Genomic DNA, 15456 nt, shown 5'->3' on the forward strand with positions numbered 1-15456 from the left:
CAGCCTATGTGGCGCGCCGGCGGGCATGATGAGAGCCGTGACAAGAGATGAGATCACCGAAGAGATCGTGTTGGCCCGGCTGTCGAAAGGGCTGAGCTGGCAGCAGCTCGCCGACGCGATCGGCCGCCCCGTGGTGTGGACCACGGCGGCCCTGCTCGGCCAGCACCCGATCCCGCCCGAGCACGGCGCCGTGCTGGTCGAGATGCTCGGGCTCGACCCGGACGTGGTGCCCGTGCTGGCCGCGGTGCCGATGCGCGGCGGGCTGCCGACCGCGGTGCCCACGGACCCGACGATCTACCGCTTCTACGAGGCGCTGCAGGTGTACGGCCCGGCGCTCAAGGAGCTGATCCACGAGCAGTTCGGCGACGGCATCATGAGCGCGATCAACTTCAGCGTCGACATCGCCAAGAAGCCCCACCCGGCGGGGGACCGGGTCGTGGTGACGTTCGACGGAAAGTTCCTGCCGTACGACTGGACCGCCGCGCAGGGCTGATTCAACGTGTGGCGGCAGGCCGCCACGCGATCGCGATCACGAGGGTCAGGACCGCGGCGATCAGGAACGCGATCCGGACGCTGAACATGTCGGCGGCACCGCCGAGGATGGCCGCGGCGAACGGCCGCGACCCGACGAAGCCGACGAGCCACAGCGCCATGATGCGGCCGCGTAGTTCTTCGGGCGCGCGTTCCTGCACCACGGTGCTCAGACCCGTCATCGCCCACCCGAAACCGAGCCCCGCCACGGCGAAGCCGGTGACCGCGATGGCGGTGACGCTGCCGAGCGCCAGCAGACCGCATCCGATGACCAGCAGCCACAGCCCGATCGCGGACACCCGGGCCGACGGGATCCGTCCGCGCAGCACGGCCAGCACCACCATGCCGATGGCGGCGCCGACGCCGAAGGCCGCCGACAGCAGACCGACCAGATGCGTGCCGCCACCGAGTGCTTCGGCGAGCGACGGCGTCAGCGTGATGGAGGGGTCGGACGCGAAGCCCACGGTGCTCACGGCCAGCAACGCGAGCAGCAGCGGACGATCCCGCCACACGTACCGCAGGGCGGCCCGCACCCGGTAGTCGGTGTCCGGGCTGAGCTTCGGGCGGGACGGAAACGTCACCACCACAAGGAAAACGGCGAAGATCAGGTGCAGGCCCGCGCTGATCGCGAAGCCCGTGGCCGCCCCCAGGTGCGCCGCGAGGTAGGCGCCGATCGCCGGGCCGAGGATCCGTCCGATGGTCATCGGGATGCTGTTGAGCGCCATCGCGGTCGGCAGTTCGCCGTCACGGATCAGGGTGGGCACGATCGACTGCATGGCCGGGCCGCCGATGACGAAACCGAAGCCGACCAAGGTCGACCCGACGAGCACCGGGGTCACCGCGGACATGCCGTCCAGATCGCCCGAGACGGCCAGCCACGCGGCGATCGAACCTGAGCCCAGGATGCACATGACCCGGCCGAGCAGGATCTGCCGTCCCGGGTTGCCGGTGTCGGCCCACTTGCCGCTCGTCGGGCTGAGGATCAGCTGGGGGAGGAACTGCGCGACTCCGACCAGTCCCACCATCACCGCCGAGTTGGTGGCGCCGTAGATCACGATGGCCGCCACGATGCCGTGCGTGTAGACCGCGACGACGGAGAACATCTTGCCCCAGAACAGCGCCCCGAAGACCGGATCGACCATGAGGCGCAGGGCGCCCCGGGGGCGGGTGGTGATCTCGGCCGTCACGAACAGACCCCGCGTTCGAAGTCGGTGACGAGCCGCTCCAGCAGGCCGACCAGGGTGTCGACGTCGTCGGCAGGCCAATCCCGCACGGTCTGCGCGACGAGTTCGCGGCGCCGCTCGGTGACCGCGGCCAGCGCTCGGCGGCCGTGTTCGGTGAGCACCACGACGCAGCGCCGCTGGTCATCCGCGGCAAGGGTTTTCGTCAGGAAGCCGGCCGTCACCGCGTTGGTGACGCTGCGGCTGGCCGTGGAGTGCTCGACGGCCATGTAGTCGGCGACCTCACGGATCGAGGCGCCCTGCCCGGCCTTCTCGCGTTGTTCGACGGCGCGCAGGACACGCAGTGCCGAGAGGCTGGGCACCGCGCCCTGGCCGTCGATCAGGCGCCGCCGCCAGCCTGGCCGCTGTCGCACGGTGTGGACCCGTACCAGCAGTTCGTCGAGATCGTTGTAACGAGACGCAGGCACTATATATGCATAGCACATACATGTTTCTTGCCCGGTGGCGGGTGGGCTACCGGATCACGGCCATCAGCAGCAGGACAGCCCCGAGCAGCGCCACGTACATCGCCGCGTGCACCGCGTCGGGAATCGCGCGCAGCATGAGCGCGCGTCGGATGATCGTGATGGTCGGCAGGGATCCGGCCAGCAGGGCCGCGCCTGCGGCGAAGTTGACGTGCCCGACCAGGCCGGGCGAGGACGCCGCGGGGCCCATCGAGGCGTAGACGACGCTGCCGCACAGGGCGACCGGCAGGCTCAGCGGATTGGCCGTCGCCGTCGCCCCGGCCATGTCGGCGCCTTTGCGGCGCAGGAACGGCACGGTCATCACACTGCCCCCGACGCCGAGGAAGCTGGCCACGAACCCGACGAGCAGGCCACCGAGCGTCGACTCGGCCCGCGTCAGCTCGTGCGGGACAGAATCGCCCGCCTGGCGGGAGAGGAATCCGCGCCGGGCGAGGCAATCCACGATCGTGACCGCGAGGTACGCCACGAACAACCAATGCAGCAGGCGCTCGGGTGCGGACAGTGCGGCGTACGCGCCGAGCGCCGCTCCGGCCGCGATGAAAAGCGCCATGGGCCACAGGTATTGGGCCAGAATGCGGTGGCGGCGCGCGCTGTCGAGGGTGGCCAGGCCTGAGTTCACGATCATGACGGCCGTCGACGTGGCGACCGCGGCGTGCATGTCGCCACCGTGGGTGGCGAGGTACACGGCGGGGACGGTGACGAAGCCACCGCCGAATCCGAACAACACCGTGGTCACCCCGCTGACCACACCCACGCCGAACAGAAGTGGCAGAGAAGATGTCACGGCTCGACGCTAGGGAGCCCGGCCGGTGGCGCACAATCGACAAGTCGCCATTGATCATCGAAGTTACGCCAACAGGGGGAAGGTCATGCGCAACGTTCCGATCGACCTGGTCGATGGCCTGGACAGCGCGGTGCTGGCCATCGCCACCGACTATCCGCCCGGCCACGTACTGCCGCGGCACCGGCACCGACGGGCTCAACTGCTCTACGGCGCCACCGGCACGATGCAGGTCGACACCGCGGACGGCAGCTGGACGATACCGCCGCAGCGCGCGGTGCTGATTCCGCCGCAGACCGACCACGAGGTCCGGATGCATGGTGTCAGCACCCGCAGCCTCTACCTAGAACCCGTTGCGGTGCCGTGGTTTCCGGTGTCGTGCCAAGTGGTCGCCGTGTCGCCGCTGCTACGCGAACTCCTGATCGCGGCCGTCGACCTACCTGTCGAGCGCCCGCCGCACGGTCGCGAGAGCGCGTTGGTCACCCTGCTGCTCCACGAGATCGAGGCCGTCAGCCCGCTGCCGTTCGGATTGCCCATGCCCGCCGACGAGGCTCTGCGCGCCCGCTGCGAAGCCTTCGCCGCGTCCCCCGGCATCGGCGTGGCGCCGCACGAGTGGGCCACGGGCCTCGGGGTCAGCACACGGACGTTCGTGCGGCACTTCAAAACCCAGACCGGGCTCACCTTCCAGCAGTGGCGCCAACGTGCGTGCCTGGTCCACGCCATCCGGCTGCTCACGTCCGGACACTCCGTGACCCACACCGCGGCGGCACTCGGCTATTCGAGCCCCGCGGCCTTCACCGCGATGTTCGTCAAGAACGCGGGATCGACCCCGGATGCGTTGCGGCGCGGACGGTGACGGGCCTCAGCCCGCGAACTCGGCAGCCAGGCCGTCGATACCGGCGCGGATCGCGTCGAGGGCCGCCGCACGGGCCTTGAGCTTGGAGCCGACGTGCGCGTTGGTGTGCACGGTGGCCGCGATCTCGGCAGCCACCTGCTGGGCGCGGGGCAGCACCGCTTCCGACTCGACGATCTCGTCGAGCCAGCCGCCGGCGATGGCGGCGTCGCCCGCGTACGTCGCGGCCGTCGAGATACCACGCTGAAAAACGGCCGGGGTCAACCGCATCCGCATGATCTCGATCGCGGCGATCGGCAGGGTCATGCCGATGGTCACCTCGTTGGCCTGGCAGCGCGACCGGGGCGAACCCACGCGGTGATCGCCCGACAGCAGCAGGAACGACCCCATGGCGATCGCGGGCCCGGTCGCGGCCATGACCACCGGCACGGGAAAGGTCAGGCACCGCACCGCGAGCTCGAAACCACCCGCAAGCATGCCCAGCGTCGCCGCGGTGTCGCCCGACGCGAACACGCTCAGGTCGAAGCCGCCGCTGAACACCTTCGAATTGCCTGCCAGCACGACGGCCTTCACTTCGCCGTCGGCGGTCGCCTGATCGAGCGCCGCATTGATCTCGGCCTGCATGGCCGGTGACAACGCGTTGACCTTGCCGTCGTCGAGGGTGATCGTGGCGACGGCCGCGTCGCGCGAATAGTTGACCGGGCTGCTCATCGGACTGATGGTACGGAGGGGCGAAATCGGCCGGAGCAGTCAGGTCCGGGGCGATCAGGCCTTGTGGCGCCGCCCACGCGTGGCGATCAGCTCGGTTTCGGGATCGTCCTCGTCGTCATAGTCGTCGTCGTCGTCTTCATCCGTGGCGTGGTAACGGCTCTTCCACCGGTCGCGCACCTCGGTCCCGATTGACTGGATCCGGTTGATCTCCGAGCGCAGCACCTGCTCGTCGGTCTCCTTGGCCGCGTACTGGTAGTAGGCCAGCACGGCACGCAAGAGCTCGAGCTTCTGTTTCTCCTGGCGGGCCCGGTCATGCGTGGTGAGCAGTTCCATGCGGTCCACGGGCGGCAACGTCGCCCAGTCGAGCACCGCGGTGTTGCGGAACTTCTTGCCCGCGGACTTGCCGCCCGTGCTGGGCTGGTCGTAGTACGTGATGGCGCCGTCGAAACGGGACGCGATGGCCTCGCCGAGCTGTTTGCGGTCCAGCGCCGAATCCCAGACGATCCGCCACTCCTGCGACGGCGCGAGATAGGGAATCTCCGCGGGCAGGTTCAGCGGCGCGATGTCGACGTAGTTGTCGTCGTACGAGCTCTCGTACTTGCCGACGGTCGGCGGATTGGCGAACTCGAAACGCAGCCCGTAGGCCGGCCGCTGACCGTAGTTGCGCACCACGAGTTCGACCAGATGCCAGTCGGCGCCGCTGGGCTCCATGTACATCGCGACGTTGGGCTGCGTGAGCTCGGCACGCCGTTCTCTGGCCTTGAGGAACTGGCGCCACACATAGATGAGTGCGGCGATGACCACGATGAGCGCCACCCAGGCCGCGAGCGCCGTCCATGCGCCGGGGTCGAAGTTCGCCAACTGGCGCCCTTGGTCCGTGATCGATTCGCTGTACCCCGCGGTCAATGTCCCCACCAAGTGCTTATATCACGGACGGTAGGGGCTCACACCCGTTGCTGACAGCAAATCTGCGCCCAGTCAAGATGCCGCTGCGGTGAGTACCTCGTGCTCGACGAACGCCTCGGTGGGCCGGTGCAGCAGACGCTCGCCCCGGGCCAGCCAATCGACATCGGCCCATTCGATGCGTGCGGGCAGCCGTTTCCAGTATTGCGGGTGCGCCCGCACGTACATCTCGACGCTGGCGTGGACGTGCGCGTCGACGGGTGTCTGCCTGCGCCGCAGCGTCGGGACGGTGCCGGCCAGGGCATCCAGCTCGTTGGGGCATGACGTGCGGTCGTGCAGCAGCAGGCCGGCCTCGGTCGCGCCCGCGAGCATCCAGTCCAACGCGATGTCGGCAAGGGGCCAGCAGGCACCGGTGCCGCCGGCGATATCGCACTGTCCACCGCGGAACCAGACCTCGTCGATGTGGTCGCTGTCGCGCCGCAGGGCCGGTCCGCCGTCGATGGGCAGCGCGTGGCGCCCGGCGTCGACATTGGTCAGCGGGCGGCCCTCGCGCCGTGTCCCGGGAATGCCCAGCGCGTCGAACAGCCCCAAAAACCGTACGGGGACTGCGATTTCGGGCTCGCCCGCCAAATCGGCGGTCAACTGGCTGAGCCGTTCCCAGTCCTGCGGGCTGCGCAGGGTGCGCGGCAGCACGTAGGTGGCCAACGCGTACTCGAGCAGGTCATCGGAACACTCGGGCATCAATCCGACGGTGCCGAGCAGGGCCGCCAACTCGATGGCCCGGTGGCCACCGTGCCAGCCACCGAACAGGTAGATCTCGTCGCCGGGCTCCCAGCATTCGTCGAGGAATCGGTATGCCTCGATCACGGCGGCGCGGGCGCCGGCCGCGGCTTGATCACGTCGGCCCAGCTTGCGGGCGCCGGCCCGCGAGGACGCTCCGGAGTGGTACCAGCCGACCTGTTCCGGGCCCGATTCCAGCAACCGGAACAATGACTGGATGTTGGTCGCGTCGCGCGGCCCTGGACGCTCATCTGTGTGGTCGAAGCACAGCACGATATTTTTCACGACGACCCCCGGCAGGGTGACAAAGACTGATAGGAAAACCTGGTAAAACAGTTTGCCGGGCACGCGCGTCGATGTCCTGAGTATTGCACTACTCGAATCAGTCAATTTGACGGATTCTTGAGTACGCAAGTTCATTACGTACGAAATCCGTGTTTATGCGCCGCGGAGACGGTGGAATCCGTCCGTCGAAAGCCCTTGCCGGGGTCCGATGTGCAGTTTTGACGTGCTTTTGTGGCCCGTTAACCGCCCATCAACATGCGCCACTGGTCAAGATTCGACGCCCGGTAGACGTAGTTGCTGCGTTTGACCGTCTCGAGCGGTGCGCTCGGGTCGGTCGAATACCAGTGCCCGGGAAACACCGTCGGATCCCCGGGCAGCTGCGCGAGCGCCTGCAGGCTCCGGAACATGTCGTCGACATTGCCGCCAGGAAAGTCCGTACGGCCGCAGCCGTCGAGGAACAGGGTGTCGCCGGCCACCAGCCGGCCGTCCAGCAGAAAGCACTGGCTGCCCGGTGTGTGACCGGGCGTGTGCAGCAGTTCGATCTCCACGTTGCCCGCACCGACCTTGTCACCGTGGTCATGGCGGGTCAGGTCGCTCAGCGGGATGCCGGTGACGCGCGAAACCCAGTCCGCCTCATGGGTGTTGACGTGTACGGGCACCTCGACACGGTCCAGCAGCTCGGCCAGGCCCTTGAGTTCGAAGCCCATCATCGAGCCCCCGACGTGGTCGGGGTGGTGGTGGGTGACGAGCACTCCCGACAGCCGCATGCCGTCGGCTTCGAGCGTGTCGACCAGGTCGCCCGCGGCGTACGCGGGGTCGACCACGAGCGTGTCGCCGGTCTCGCGATCACCGATCAGATAGGCGAAGTTGCGCATCTGCTGCGCGATCGGATCGCTCGCCGCGAAGTCGCGGCCGGACAGCAGTTGGCGGAAGTACAAGCGGTCGTCAGCGGCGGGCTCAGCCATGCGCCAAGACTATTGCGCGGTGCTCGACGGCCAAACCCGCAGGTCTAAAAACCGCACGTCACGGGGTGTTTAAGGGCACACGCAAAAAAGTCGCATGCGAAATGCGGAATTACTAACGTCGGCCTCATGCACCTCACCCGATTCACCGACCTGGGCATCCGCACGATGATGCTGCTGGCCTCCGGTGAGTCCGACGATCGGCGGGTCACCACCCGCACCATCGCCGTCAGCGCGGGCGCCTCCGACAACCACATCGCCAAGGCTGTGTCGCGGCTGTCCGAACTCGGCCTCGTGCAAGCCCGGCGTGGCCGGATCGGCGGCCTCACGCTGACCGAGGACGGCCGCCATGCATCGATCGGCTGGCTCGTGCGTCAGCTCGAGGGCGACCGCGAGGTCATCGACTGCGATGGCGACAACCCGTGCCCGCTGATCGCCGGCTGCCGCCTGCGACGCGCCCTGGCCGAGGCCAAGGAGGCCTTCTACGCCCAGCTCGACAAGTACACCGTCGCCGACCTGGCCCGGAACCCGAGCATCACCGTCATCGCGACAAATCTGTTGTGAACACCAGCGAAAGGAACCCACCGATGCCCGTAAGAAAACCCGAAACAGCCGTCGCGGCAGGGGAACTCGACAAGCGGCACGCCGACGTCGTATCGGCGACCCTGCCGCTGATCGCCTCGCGCATCGACGACATCACCAGGGAGTTCTACCAAGGCCTGTTCGGCAATCACCCCGAACTGCTGCGCAACCTGTTCAACCGCGGCAACCAGGCCCAAGGCGCCCAGCAGCGCGCGCTGGCCGCTTCGATCGCGACGTTCGCGACGCACCTGGTCGATCCGGACCTGCCGCATCCGGCCGAGCTGCTGTCGCGGATCGGGCACAAGCACGCGTCGCTTGGCGTCACGGCCGAGCAGTACCCGATCGTGCACGAGCACCTGTTCGCGGCGATCGTGAAAGTGCTTGGCGCCGAGACTGTCACCGCCGAGGTGGCCGAGGCGTGGGACCGCGTCTACTGGATCATGGCCGAAACCCTCATCGCGCTGGAGCGTGACCTCTACGCGTCGGCGGGGGTGGAGCCGGGGGACGTCTACCGGCGGCTGCGGGTCACGTCGCGGGTCGACGATCCGTCAGGCGCCGTGCTGGTCACCGTCGCGACCGACGGTCCGACGAAATTCCTTCCCGGCCAGTATGTCTCGGTGGGTGTGACGCTGCCCGACGGCGCACGGCAGCTGCGCCAGTACAGCCTCGTGAGCGTGAGCGGGACCGATCGGCTGACGTTCGCGGTCAAGCCGGTCGACGCGACGGCGGACGCGCCGGCGGGGGAGGTGTCGAACTGGATCCGCGCCAACCTGTGCGTCGGTGACCTGCTCGACGTCACGCTGCCGTTCGGTGATCTGCACCCCGCGCGCCTGGCCGGTCAGCCGTTGGTCCTGGCGTCCGCGGGCGTCGGGGTCACGCCGATGGTCGGCATCCTCGAGGCGCTGGCCGCCGAGCAACCCGACACCCGCGTGCAGGTGCTGCACGCCGACCGCAGCGACACCACGCATCCGCTGCGGGAGCGTCAGCACGAGCTGATCGCCGCGCTGCCCAACGCGAGCCTCGACGTCTGGTACGAGGACGGCGTCACCGCGCGCACCCCGGGCGTGCATCCGGGGCTGATGAACCTCTCCGGTGTCGACGTGCCCGACGATGCGCAGGTCTACCTGTGCGGCGGGGCCGGTTTCGTACAGGCCGTACGCACCCAACTGGTCGAGCGCGGCATCGCCGCCGAGCGCGTGCACTGCGAGCTGTTCTCGCCCAACGACTGGCTGCTCGATTGAGTCCTGCCTGCTAGAAAGCCTCTCGGCAGCCGTGCTGACCAGCGGTTTGGTGCGGCTGCTGAGTAGGCTGTACCCTCTTTAAGGCCCACGGCTAACGCCGCGGGCCGAAGTAGGCAGGCCCCCTTAGCTCAGTCGGCAGAGCGTTTCCATGGTAAGGAAAAGGTCAACGGTTCGATTCCGTTAGGGGGCTCGGTGGTCGCCGGGCTGAAGGCGGCGGCGCCATCATGGCGGTGTAGCTCAGCTGGTTAGAGCGCACGACTCATAATCGTGAGGTCGGGGGATCGAGCCCCCCCACCGCTACAGGGACAAGAATTACGTGAAAGAGGGCAGCTGACGTGGCGTCGAGTACGGACGTTCGGCCGAAGATCACTTTGGCCTGCGAGGTGTGCAAGCACCGCAACTACATCACGAAGAAGAACCGCCGCAACGATCCCGATCGCCTCGAGATCAAGAAGTTCTGCCCGAACTGCGGTCACCACCAGCCGCACAAAGAGTCGCGGTAAGCCCAGCGCCAGTGGCTCTTTCGTCGAACATCGTCGGGATGCACTACCGGCATCCTGAGCATTACGAGGTTGGTCGCGAGAAAATCCGTGAGCACGCAGTCGCCGTCAAGAACGACGACGCGTACCACCATGACGAGAAGGTCGCCGGCGCGCTCGGACACGATTCGCTGCCTGCGCCGCTGACCTTCAGCTGCATCTTCGGTTACCAGGCGCAGTCAGCCTTCTTCGAGTACGCCAAGATCGGCATCCAGGACGCCCAGATCGTCCAGGTCGACCAGAAGTTCGTGTACCGCAAGCCCATCTTCGCGGGCGACAAGTTGTACGCAGACGTCTACGTGGATTCGGTTCGGCAGGCGCACGGCACCGATCTGATCGTGATGAAGACCATCATCACCGACAGCTCCGGTGATGAGGTGCAGGAGTCCTATACGACCTTGGCGGGCCGTACGGGCGAAGATGGAGAGGGCTTTTCTGATGGCTCTGCGTGAATTCGATTCGGTCAAGGTCGGTGACACCCTTCCGGAGAAGGTCATCCCGCTCACCCGTGCGGATCTGGTCAACTACGCCGGCGTGTCCGGCGACCTCAACCCGATCCACTGGGACGACGAGATCGCCAAGCAGGTCGGTCTCGATACCGCGATCGCCCACGGCATGCTGACCATGGGCCTCGGCGGCGGCTACGTCACCTCGTGGGTGGGCGACCCGGCGGCGGTCAAGGAATACAACGTCCGGTTCACCGCGGTGGTCCCCGTGCCCAACGACGGTGTCGGCGCCGAGATCACCTTCAACGGCCGGATCAAGTCCGTCGATCCCGAGGACAAGCTGGTCACCATCGCCATCTCGGCCACCGCAGGCGGTAAGAAGATCTTCGGGCGTGCCGTCGCCACCGCGAAACTCGCTTAGGGAGGTCTGAGCCATGGCGCTCAAAACCGATATCAGGGGAATGGTCTGGAAGTATCCGGATCCGTTCCTGATCGGCCGTGAGCAGGTTCGCCAGTACGCGAAGGCCGTCAAAGCCTGGGATCCGGCCAGCCACGACGAAGCCGCCGCCGCCGAACTCGGCCACGACGCCGTGATCGCGCCGCTGACCTTCGCCTCCACACTCGCGCTGTTGGTGCAAGAGCACTTCTTCAAGCACGTCGACGTCGGCATGGAGACCATGCAGATCGTCCAGGTCGACCAGAAGTTCATCTATCACCGGCCGCTCAAGGCAGGCGACCAGCTGCACGCGGTCATGGAGATCCAGTCCGTCGACGAGCGGTTCGGCGCCGACATCGTCGTCACCCGCAACATCTGCACGGACGACGACGGCGAGATGGTGCTCGAGGCCTACACCACGATGATGGGGCACGAAGGCGACAACTCGATCCAGGTCAAGTGGGATCCCGAGACCGGCAAGGTCATGCGCAGGGCCGCCGGAGAGTAACGGTGGAGAGGGCGAATAGTCAGCGCGATTAGTAACTGACACCCACGCCGGGGTACACTCGGCACTCGGGGTTTTTCCCATTTCAGCGCGCTTCCGTCGGCTTTGTCGAGTAGACGGGGAGCGCGCGAATTGTGTAAGCCCCGGACGCAGGACGTGACGACGGTGAGCCAATGTCGTCACACTAGAGGGGCGTAGCTCAACTGGCAGAGCAGCGGTCTCCAAAACCGCAGGTTGCAGGTTCAAGTCCTGTCGCCCCTGCTCAACTGAATACTCGACAGCGTGTGGACACTGGAAGGTGACCACACAAACCAGGATGAAAGGCATGCGGTGAGCGACGAGCGCGAAGGTGCCGGCTCCGCAGACGACACTGGCACCGACGCTGGCGCGGATACCCACGGTCAGACCGCGGTGGTGACCCGGCCGCTGCGCCCGACCGGCAAGCGGTCGCGCCGCGCCGGCGGCGCCGACAGCGGGGAAACCGACAGCGGTGACGAGGCCGAGGCCTCGGATTCAGCCGATGCGGGCAAGGACGGCTCCGGCAAGTCCAAGAAGACCAAGAAGGCCGCCAGCGGGCCGTCCCGCAATCCGATCCTGTTCGTCATCAACTACCTCAAGCAGGTAGTTGCCGAACTCCGGAAGGTGATCTGGCCGAACCGCAAGCAGATGGTCACCTACACCACCGTGGTGCTGGCATTCCTGGCCTTCATGGTGGCGCTGATCTCCGGTGTCGACTTCGGCTTGGCGAAGCTGGTGTCACTGGTGTTCGGCACCTGACCGGAACTGAGAGAGGACTGACAACGTGACCACGTTCGACGGCGATGAGACACTCGCCGACGAGACTGTCGACGTCGACGCCGCCCCGTCGGAGACCGCCGAGGCCGAGGCGACCGACGAGACGACAGCCGCCGACGAGACGCCCGTGGCTGACGGTGCCGAAGAGGCGCCTGTCGCCGAGGAAGCACCTTCTGCTGAAGAAGCTCCGGCCGAAGACGAGGATCCGGCCGTCGCGCTGAAGAAGGAGCTGCGGCTCAAGCCCGGCGACTGGTACGTCATCCACTCCTACGCCGGCTACGAGAACAAGGTGAAAGCCAACCTCGAGACCCGCGTGCAGAACCTCGACGTCGGTGACTACATCTTCCAGGTCGAGGTGCCCACCGAAGAGGTCACCGAGATCAAGAACGGCCAGCGCAAGCAGGTCAACCGCAAGGTGCTGCCCGGCTACATCCTGGTGCGCATGGAGCTCAACGACGAGTCGTGGGGCGCCGTCCGCAACACCCCTGGTGTCACGGGGTTCGTCGGCGCGACGTCGCGGCCCTCGCCGTTGTCCCTCGACGACGTGGTGAAGTTCCTGCTCCCGCAGGGTGCGGCCAAGAAGGCCGCGGCAGGCAAGACGCCGGCCGCAGCTGCCGCCGCCTCCACCGAGGCCACGCTGGAACGTCCGGAGATCCTGGTCGATTTCGAGGTCGGCGAATCCGTCACCGTCATGGACGGTCCGTTCGCGACGCTGCCCGCCTCCATCAGCGAGGTCAACGCCGAGCAGCAGAAGCTCAAGGTGCTGGTGTCGATCTTCGGCCGCGAAACACCTGTCGAACTGACCTTCACCCAGGTCGCCAAGATTTAGTCGGTAACGACTAGAACAGCGGGCGCGGCACGCGCCCTCGGATAAGCGAGTAAGGAACACCACAGCATGGCCCCGAAGAAGAAGGTCGCCGGGCTCATCAAGCTGCAGATCCAGGCCGGGCAGGCCAACCCTGCCCCGCCGGTTGGCCCTGCGCTTGGTCAGCACGGCGTCAACATCATGGAGTTCTGCAAGGCGTACAACGCCGCGACGGAGTCGCAGCGCGGCAACGTCATCCCCGTGGAGATCACCGTCTACGAGGATCGCAGCTTCACGTTCGCCCTCAAGACCCCGCCCGCCGCCAAGCTGCTGCTCAAGGCCGCTGGTGTGCAGAAGGGCTCGGGCGAGCCGCACAAGACCAAGGTCGCCAAGGTGACCTGGGACCAGGTGCGCGAGATCGCCGAGACCAAGAAGGCCGATCTCAACGCCAACGACATCGACGCTGCGTCGAAGATCATCGCCGGCACCGCCCGGTCGATGGGCATCACCGTCGAGTAAGACTCCGGAAAGCGTGGGAGAGCTGGCATCGGCTCGGGAACCACGACTCCAACAGACACGATTGGATTTTCAATGAGCAAGAACAGCAAGGCATATCGCGAAGCGGCCGAGAAGGTCGACAGGGACAAGCTCTACACGCCGCTGGAGGCCGCGAAGCTGGCCAAGGAAACGTCGTCGAAGAAGCAGGACGCCACCGTCGAGGTGGCCATCCGCCTGGGCGTCGACCCCCGCAAGGCGGACCAGATGGTCCGCGGCACCGTCAACCTGCCGCACGGCACCGGTAAGACCGCGCGCGTCGCGGTGTTCGCCGTGGGGGAGAAGGCCGAGCAGGCCATCGCCGCCGGCGCTGACGTGGTGGGCAGCGACGACCTGATCGAGAAGATCCAGGGCGGCTTCCTGGACTTCGACGCCGCGATCGCCACCCCGGATCAGATGGCCAAGGTCGGCCGGATCGCTCGCGTGCTGGGCCCGCGCGGGCTGATGCCGAACCCCAAGACCGGCACCGTCACTCCGGACGTCGCGAAGGCCGTCGCCGACATCAAGGGCGGCAAGATCAACTTCCGCGTCGACAAGCAGGCCAACCTGCACTTCGTGATCGGCAAGGCGTCGTTCGACGAGGCCAAGCTGGCCGAGAACTACGGAGCCGCGCTCGACGAGGTGCTGCGTGCCAAGCCCTCGTCGTCGAAGGGCCGTTACCTCAAGAAGGTGACCGTCTCCACCACCACGGGCCCGGGCATCCCGGTTGACCCGGCGGTGACCCGGAACTTCACCGAGGCGTAGCCCTTCCTGCGCGAGCAGACGTGAAAGTGCCCCAAATCCATTGATTTGGGGCACTTTTGCGTCTGCTCGGCGTCAAGAGGTGACACATTCGGCGATACGGCGCCGCAGGAAGGCGGCCGACGGTTCCGACACGTTGGCGTTGCCGAGCGCGACGCGGTACCACCGCACGGCTTCCTGGGGCCGGCCGGCGCGGCGCAACAGATCCGCCCGGATCGTGGCGACGGTGTTGGTCCGCGCCAGCCGTGGATCGTCGGCGATCTCGTCGAGAGCCGCCAGGCCCGCCCCGAACCCGTCGCGGAAGCCGATGGCCATCGCGCGGTTGGCGCGCACCACGGGTGACTCGGTGATGCTCAGCAGCCGATCGTAGGCCAGACATATGGTGGCCCAATCGGTGTGCTGCCAGGTGGGTGCGGTGGCGTGCAGCGCCGCGATCACCGCCTGCGGCAGGTACGGGCCCGGTGCCGCCTCGGCGAGCCGCAACTGCTCCAGGCCGCGGGCGATCCGGCCGCGGTCCCAGCGGGCGCGGTTCTGTTCGTCGAGCGGTACCAGCGCCCCGCTGTCGTCGACCCGGGTCTGCCGCCGCGAATCGTGCAGCAGCACAAGGGCGGAAAGCGCGTGTGCGTCAGCGTCATCGGGCATCAGCGCGCACAGTTCGCCGGCCAACCGCACGCCCTCGTCGCACAACTCGTCCCGGATCGCCGACGGCCCCGCGGTGGACCAATAGCCTTCGGTGAACACCGAGTAGATGCACGCGAGCACGTGCGGTGTGCGCTCCGGCAACAGCTCGGCCGGCGGCACCCGCAGCGGGATGTTGGCCTTGCGAATCTTGTTCTTGGCCCGCGTGATTCGCTGACCTACCGCGGCCTCGGACTGCAGCAGCGCCCGGGCGATCTCGGTGACCGTGAGGCCGGAGATGAGCCGCAGGGTCAACGCGAGCTGCGACGCGCGGTCCAGGGCGGGGTGGGCGCACGTGAACATCATCCGGAGTTCGTCGTCGCGCACCTGGTGCAGCTCGCCGCCCGCGCCACGAGCCGTCACCTCCTCATACACCGCAGCCAATTCCTTTCCCCCGCGCGCGGATTCGCGGCGCAGCCGGTCGGTTGCCCGGTTGCGTGCCACCGCGGTCAGCCACGCGCCGGGGTTGGCGGGCACGCCTTCGGACGGCCACACCCGAAGCGCCTGCGCACAGGCCTCCTGGACGGCGTCCTCGGCCACCGAGAGATCGCCCGACCACCGCGCAAGCGCGGCGACGGCCGGTCCCCACTCACGCCGAAAGACGCCGTCCAGCTGGGCCACA

The 15456-nt window shown here is 67.3% G+C and carries 20 protein-coding genes and 3 tRNA genes; 15 read left to right on the top strand and 8 right to left on the bottom strand.

The window, feature by feature from the left end; all coding sequences use genetic code 11:
• The first annotated feature begins 37 nt into the window (after positions 1-37).
• Complete coding sequence (gene cynS, locus G6N67_RS20620) at positions 38-493, top strand: cyanase (protein WP_456152578.1); 456 nt, start codon at positions 38-40, stop codon at positions 491-493.
• A 1-nt stretch (position 494) separates the two neighbouring features.
• Here cynS and G6N67_RS20625 read toward each other — a convergent pair whose 3' ends face one another.
• Genes G6N67_RS20625 through G6N67_RS20635 form a run of 3 tightly spaced genes read right to left on the bottom strand, consistent with a single transcriptional unit; the run spans position 495 to position 3020 of the window.
• Positions 495-1718: an MFS transporter gene (locus tag G6N67_RS20625; RefSeq protein ID WP_036429250.1), complete on the bottom strand. Its 1224-nt coding sequence runs from the start codon at positions 1716-1718 to the stop codon at positions 495-497.
• Positions 1715-2197 (bottom strand): MarR family winged helix-turn-helix transcriptional regulator, encoded by a 483-nt coding sequence (locus G6N67_RS20630; protein ID WP_036429249.1) that lies wholly within the window; start codon positions 2195-2197, stop codon positions 1715-1717. The genes G6N67_RS20625 and G6N67_RS20630 overlap by 4 nt, the downstream gene beginning before the upstream one ends.
• A 28-nt stretch (positions 2198-2225) precedes the next feature.
• Entirely contained in the window at positions 2226-3020 is a 795-nt protein-coding gene (locus G6N67_RS20635) for a sulfite exporter TauE/SafE family protein (RefSeq protein WP_036429248.1), read from the bottom strand.
• A gap of 85 nt (positions 3021-3105) precedes the next feature.
• On the opposite strand from G6N67_RS20635, the gene G6N67_RS20640 reads away from it, so the two are divergent.
• Positions 3106-3873, top strand: a complete 768-nt coding sequence (locus G6N67_RS20640) for an AraC family transcriptional regulator (protein WP_036429246.1) — start codon at positions 3106-3108, stop codon at positions 3871-3873.
• Between the two features lie 6 nt (positions 3874-3879).
• On the opposite strand, the gene G6N67_RS20645 is transcribed toward G6N67_RS20640, so the two are convergent.
• The 4 genes from G6N67_RS20645 to G6N67_RS20660 all read right to left on the bottom strand — a co-directional run bounded on the left by G6N67_RS20645 (position 3880) and on the right by G6N67_RS20660 (position 7514).
• Positions 3880-4581 (bottom strand): crotonase/enoyl-CoA hydratase family protein, encoded by a 702-nt coding sequence (locus G6N67_RS20645; RefSeq protein WP_036429245.1) that lies wholly within the window; start codon positions 4579-4581, stop codon positions 3880-3882.
• A 54-nt stretch (positions 4582-4635) separates the two neighbouring features.
• Complete coding sequence (locus G6N67_RS20650) at positions 4636-5496, bottom strand: DUF8453 domain-containing protein (protein ID WP_230022102.1); 861 nt, start codon at positions 5494-5496, stop codon at positions 4636-4638.
• A 63-nt stretch (positions 5497-5559) separates the two neighbouring features.
• Positions 5560-6549 carry a phospholipase effector Tle1 domain-containing protein gene (locus tag G6N67_RS20655; RefSeq protein WP_036434446.1) on the bottom strand — a complete coding sequence of 330 codons (990 nt, stop codon included), beginning with the start codon at positions 6547-6549 and terminating at the stop codon, positions 5560-5562.
• Between the two features lie 239 nt (positions 6550-6788).
• Complete coding sequence (locus G6N67_RS20660) at positions 6789-7514, bottom strand: MBL fold metallo-hydrolase (RefSeq protein ID WP_036429243.1); 726 nt, start codon at positions 7512-7514, stop codon at positions 6789-6791.
• A 126-nt stretch (positions 7515-7640) separates the two neighbouring features.
• Between G6N67_RS20660 and G6N67_RS20665 the strand changes: the two genes are divergently transcribed.
• The 13 genes from G6N67_RS20665 (at position 7641) to rplA (ending at position 14159) form a co-directional block, all read left to right on the top strand.
• Positions 7641-8075 (top strand): RrF2 family transcriptional regulator, encoded by a 435-nt coding sequence (locus G6N67_RS20665; RefSeq protein ID WP_036429242.1) that lies wholly within the window; start codon positions 7641-7643, stop codon positions 8073-8075.
• A gap of 23 nt (positions 8076-8098) precedes the next feature.
• Complete coding sequence (locus G6N67_RS20670) at positions 8099-9334, top strand: globin domain-containing protein (RefSeq protein WP_036429241.1); 1236 nt, start codon at positions 8099-8101, stop codon at positions 9332-9334.
• Between the two features lie 117 nt (positions 9335-9451).
• Positions 9452-9524: transfer RNA gene (locus tag G6N67_RS20675), tRNA-Thr, on the top strand.
• Positions 9525-9560: 36 nt separating this feature from the next.
• Positions 9561-9634: transfer RNA gene (locus tag G6N67_RS20680), tRNA-Met, on the top strand.
• A gap of 35 nt (positions 9635-9669) precedes the next feature.
• Positions 9670-9837 carry a 50S ribosomal protein L33 gene (gene rpmG / locus G6N67_RS20685; protein ID WP_023985310.1) on the top strand — a complete coding sequence of 56 codons (168 nt, stop codon included), beginning with the start codon at positions 9670-9672 and terminating at the stop codon, positions 9835-9837.
• A gap of 11 nt (positions 9838-9848) precedes the next feature.
• Positions 9849-10325, top strand: coding sequence for a (3R)-hydroxyacyl-ACP dehydratase subunit HadA (gene hadA / locus G6N67_RS20690; RefSeq protein WP_036429238.1), 477 nt, complete (start codon positions 9849-9851; stop codon positions 10323-10325).
• Positions 10312-10740 (top strand): (3R)-hydroxyacyl-ACP dehydratase subunit HadB, encoded by a 429-nt coding sequence (gene hadB, locus G6N67_RS20695; protein ID WP_036429236.1) that lies wholly within the window; start codon positions 10312-10314, stop codon positions 10738-10740. Before hadA ends, hadB begins: the two co-directional genes overlap by 14 nt.
• Before the next feature lie 13 nt (positions 10741-10753).
• Positions 10754-11263: a (3R)-hydroxyacyl-ACP dehydratase subunit HadC gene (hadC, locus tag G6N67_RS20700; protein ID WP_036429234.1), complete on the top strand. Its 510-nt coding sequence runs from the start codon at positions 10754-10756 to the stop codon at positions 11261-11263.
• 185 nt (positions 11264-11448) lie between these two features.
• Positions 11449-11521: transfer RNA gene (locus G6N67_RS20705), tRNA-Trp, on the top strand.
• Positions 11522-11590: 69 nt separating this feature from the next.
• Entirely contained in the window at positions 11591-12037 is a 447-nt protein-coding gene (gene secE / locus G6N67_RS20710; RefSeq protein ID WP_036434443.1) for a preprotein translocase subunit SecE, read from the top strand.
• 25 nt (positions 12038-12062) lie between these two features.
• Entirely contained in the window at positions 12063-12884 is an 822-nt protein-coding gene (nusG, locus tag G6N67_RS20715) for a transcription termination/antitermination protein NusG (protein ID WP_036429233.1), read from the top strand.
• 66 nt (positions 12885-12950) lie between these two features.
• Positions 12951-13379 (top strand): 50S ribosomal protein L11, encoded by a 429-nt coding sequence (gene rplK / locus G6N67_RS20720; RefSeq protein ID WP_003881829.1) that lies wholly within the window; start codon positions 12951-12953, stop codon positions 13377-13379.
• A gap of 72 nt (positions 13380-13451) precedes the next feature.
• Complete coding sequence (gene rplA / locus G6N67_RS20725; protein ID WP_036429230.1) at positions 13452-14159, top strand: 50S ribosomal protein L1; 708 nt, start codon at positions 13452-13454, stop codon at positions 14157-14159.
• Positions 14160-14231: 72 nt separating this feature from the next.
• Here rplA and G6N67_RS20730 read toward each other — a convergent pair whose 3' ends face one another.
• Positions 14232-15455, bottom strand: a complete 1224-nt coding sequence (locus tag G6N67_RS20730) for an RNA polymerase sigma factor (RefSeq protein WP_036429228.1) — start codon at positions 15453-15455, stop codon at positions 14232-14234.
• Position 15456: the final 1 nt, after the last annotated feature.

Source organism: Mycolicibacterium mageritense (genome assembly GCF_010727475.1).
GTDB classification, from domain to species: Bacteria; Actinomycetota; Actinomycetes; order Mycobacteriales; family Mycobacteriaceae; genus Mycobacterium; species Mycobacterium mageritense.

Coding starts and splice junctions, on each gene's coding strand:
- G6N67_RS20630 (WP_036429249.1), bottom strand. CDS start 2,197: ATGTGCTATGCATATATAGTGCCTGCGTCTCGTTACAACGATCTCGAC.
- G6N67_RS20640 (WP_036429246.1), top strand. CDS start 3,106: ATGCGCAACGTTCCGATCGACCTGGTCGATGGCCTGGACAGCGCGGTG.
- G6N67_RS20645 (WP_036429245.1), bottom strand. CDS start 4,581: ATGAGCAGCCCGGTCAACTATTCGCGCGACGCGGCCGTCGCCACGATC.
- G6N67_RS20660 (WP_036429243.1), bottom strand. CDS start 7,514: ATGGCTGAGCCCGCCGCTGACGACCGCTTGTACTTCCGCCAACTGCTG.
- G6N67_RS20665 (WP_036429242.1), top strand. CDS start 7,641: ATGCACCTCACCCGATTCACCGACCTGGGCATCCGCACGATGATGCTG.
- G6N67_RS20670 (WP_036429241.1), top strand. CDS start 8,099: ATGCCCGTAAGAAAACCCGAAACAGCCGTCGCGGCAGGGGAACTCGAC.
- hadB (WP_036429236.1), top strand. CDS start 10,312: ATGGCTCTGCGTGAATTCGATTCGGTCAAGGTCGGTGACACCCTTCCG.
- hadC (WP_036429234.1), top strand. CDS start 10,754: ATGGCGCTCAAAACCGATATCAGGGGAATGGTCTGGAAGTATCCGGAT.
- rplK (WP_003881829.1), top strand. CDS start 12,951: ATGGCCCCGAAGAAGAAGGTCGCCGGGCTCATCAAGCTGCAGATCCAG.
- rplA (WP_036429230.1), top strand. CDS start 13,452: ATGAGCAAGAACAGCAAGGCATATCGCGAAGCGGCCGAGAAGGTCGAC.